The organism is uncultured Corynebacterium sp. (assembly GCF_937999985.1).
In the GTDB taxonomy this organism is placed as follows: Bacteria; Actinomycetota; Actinomycetes; order Mycobacteriales; family Mycobacteriaceae; genus Corynebacterium.
The window spans coordinates 1-3,013 of record NZ_CALLDG010000218.1; the positions used below are offsets into that span (position 1 = coordinate 1).

Below are 3,013 nucleotides of genomic sequence, written 5' to 3' on the forward strand. Positions count from 1 at the left end.
TCGGCCTTTCGTGCGCGGGGGCTAGCAGGCGCTCGAGTTAAACCTCGAGCAGCTCCTTCTCCTTGGCCTCGACCAGAGAATCAACCTGCTCTACGTAGTTGTGGGTGATCTTCTCCAGATCCTTCTCCGCCGCACGGACCTCGTCCTCGCCGGCCTCGCCGTCCTTCTGGATCTTGCCCAGCTGCTCCATGCCCTTGCGGCGGATGTTGCGGATGGCGATCTTCGCGTCCTCGCCCTTGGACTTGGCCACCTTGACCATTTCCTTGCGGCGCTCCTCGGTGAGCTGCGGGATCGTTACGCGCAGCACCTGGCCGTCGTTGGTGGGGTTGACACCCAGGTCGGAGTTGCGGATAGCGTTCTCGATCGCATCCATGGTGGACTGCTCGTAGGGCTTGATCAGCAGCATGCGGGGCTCCGGAACACTGATGGTGGCCATCTGGGTGATCGGAGTGGGAACGCCGTAGTACTCGGCGACAACGCCGTTGAACATGGAGGGGTTCGCGCGACCTGTGCGGATGGTCGTCAGATCCTCGCGGGCGTGCTCCACAGAGCTAGTCATGCGCTCTTCGGACTCAAGCAGAATATCGTCAATCATGATTAGAAATTTACCAGCCTACGGCGGGGATATGGGTTTAGGGATCGGGTTGTGTTGGCTCTTTAGCGGGTGCTGACGTTGCTGTCGACCAGCGTGCCGATGCGCTCGCCGGCGATGGCGCGGGCGATGTTGCCCTCGGTGAGCAGGTTGAACACCAGGATCGGCATCTTGTTATCCATGCACAGGGAGAACGCGGTGGCATCGGCGACCTTGAGCCCCTTCTCGATGACTTCCCACGGGGTGATCTCGTGGAAGAGCTCCGCCTCCGGGTTGGTGCGCGGATCGTCGCTGTACACGCCGTCGACGGCCTTGGCCATCAGCAGCACCTCGCAGCCGATCTCCAGGGCGCGCTGTGCGGCGGTGGTGTCAGTGGAGAAGTACGGCATGCCCATTCCCGCGCCGAAGATGACCACGCGCCCCTTCTCCAGGTGGCGAGATGCTCGCAGCGGCAAGTAGGGCTCGGCGACCTGCGTCATCTGGATGGCGGTCTGCACGCGACAATCCACGCCCTCCTGCTCGAGGAAGTCCTGCAGGGCCAGGCAGTTCATGACCGTGCCGAGCATGCCCATATAGTCGGAGCGGGAGCGGTCCAGGCCGCGCTGCTGCAGCTCTGCGCCGCGGAAGAAGTTGCCGCCGCCGATAACCACGGCAACCTCCACGCCGGACTTGGAAACCTCCGCGATCTGCCGTGCCACGTTCTGCACGACGTCGGGGTCGATGCCGACCTTGCCGCCGCCGAACATCTCACCCCCCAGCTTCAACATAACGCGCTTGTAGCCTTCGCGGTTCTCGGCTGTAGTCACCGGGGAATCTCCTTTGTCGACGTGTTTTGCACTGCTGGCCATACTACCCCACCCGAGGCATGGAAAAAGGCCCCGGCACCCTTTCGTGCGCCGGAGCCTCTACCGAAAAAATTTTCGGAGTGTACAGACTGTACAGACCTTATGCCTGGCCAACCTCGAAGCGCTTGAAGCCCTTCAGGGTCACGCCGGCCTCGTCCATAACCTGCTTAACAGACTTCTTGGACTCGGTGACGGACGGCTGGTCCAGCAGGCAAACGTCCTTGAAGTAGCCCTTCAGGCGGCCCTCGATGATGTTCGGCAGCGCCTTCTCCGGCTTGCCCTCCTCGCGGGCGGTGGCCTCGGCGATCTCGCGCTCCTTGGCGACGGTCTCAGCCGGAACCTCGTCGCTGCTCAGGTACTTAGCCTTCAGAGCGGCAACCTGCATAGCGGCGGCCTTTGCTGCACCCTCGTCGTCGCCCTCGTAGGCGACCAGCACGCCAACTGCCGGCGGCAGGTCAGCGGAGCGGTGGTGCATGTAGACAGCAACCTTGTCGCCCTCGATGGTGGTGGCGCGCTTCAGCTCCAGCTTCTCGCCGATCTTTGCGGACAGCTGCTGCAGAGCGTCGACAGCCTTCTGGCCGTCAACCTCAACTGCCTCAAGCTCCTCGCGGGAGTTTGCCTTAACCTCAGCTGCAGCAGCTGCGACCTTGTCGGCGAACTCGATGAACTCGGAGTTCTTAGCCACGAAGTCGGTCTCAGCATTGACCTCGATCATGGTGTTGCCGGAAACGGCGATCAGGCCCTCGGAGGCGGAGCGCTCTGCGCGCTTACCGACGTCCTTAGCGCCCTTGATGCGCAGGATCTCGATGGCCTTGTCGAAGTCGCCAGCGGCTTCTTCCAGGGCCTTCTTGCAGTCCATCATGCCGGCGCCGGTGATCTCGCGGAGCTTCTTAACGTCTGCAGCGGTGTAGTTCGCCATGTGGGGCGATCCTCCTTCTGGTGGAAGTGTTCATAGTGGCTGAAAGAACAGTTTCTAAATTCAGTCCTGTTTTCCAGCCTAGGTTACAAGTAACGCCCACGCCCGTCGGACACGGGTCTTAAACTGTGTCCCATACGGGGGTGGGCGCTATGTCGCTCGCTCTAAAGCAGCTTATGCCTCGGTGTTGCCCTCGGCCTTTGCCTCAGCCTGAGCCTCTTCGGCGGGAGCCTCGGTCTTCTCAGCCTCAGCCGGCGCCTTGTCAGCGTCGCCGGCAGCTTCCTTGGCTGCAGCCTCCTGGCGCTCGGCGCGAGCCTGGCGGCCAGCCTCGACTGCGGAGGAGATGATGCCGGTCAGCAGGTTTGCGGAGCGGATTGCATCGTCGTTGCCCGGGATCGGGTAGTCGACAACATCCGGGTCGCAGTTGGTGTCCAGGATTGCGACAACCGGGATGTTCAGCTTCTGTGCCTCGGAGACAGCGATGTGCTCCTTGTTGGTGTCGACGATCCACAGAGCGGACGGGGTCTTGGTCATGTCCGCGATGCCGCCGAGGACGCGCTCCAGCTTGTTGCGCTCGCGGGTCAGCATCAGAACTTCCTTCTTGGTGCGGCCCTTGTAGCCGTCCTCAGCTGCGTCCATTGCCTGCAGCTCCTTGAGGCG

4 protein-coding genes are annotated in these 3,013 nt (G+C 62.3%); all 4 read right to left on the reverse strand.

The window, feature by feature from the left end:
- Positions 1–37 precede the first annotated feature (37 nt).
- A complete protein-coding gene (frr, locus tag Q0331_RS10755; protein ID WP_298076354.1) occupies positions 38–595 on the reverse strand; it encodes a ribosome recycling factor in 558 nt (185 codons plus the stop codon).
- 62 nt (positions 596–657) lie between these two features.
- Entirely contained in the window at positions 658–1,398 is a 741-nt protein-coding gene (pyrH, locus tag Q0331_RS10760) for a UMP kinase (protein ID WP_298076355.1), read from the reverse strand.
- 139 nt (positions 1,399–1,537) lie between these two features.
- Positions 1,538–2,356 (reverse strand): translation elongation factor Ts, encoded by an 819-nt coding sequence (gene tsf, locus Q0331_RS10765; RefSeq protein WP_034986351.1) that lies wholly within the window; start codon positions 2,354–2,356, stop codon positions 1,538–1,540.
- Between the two features lie 171 nt (positions 2,357–2,527).
- Positions 2,528–3,013 (reverse strand): 30S ribosomal protein S2 (gene rpsB, locus Q0331_RS10770; RefSeq protein WP_298076356.1); only part of this gene is annotated, 486 nt, incomplete at its 5' end.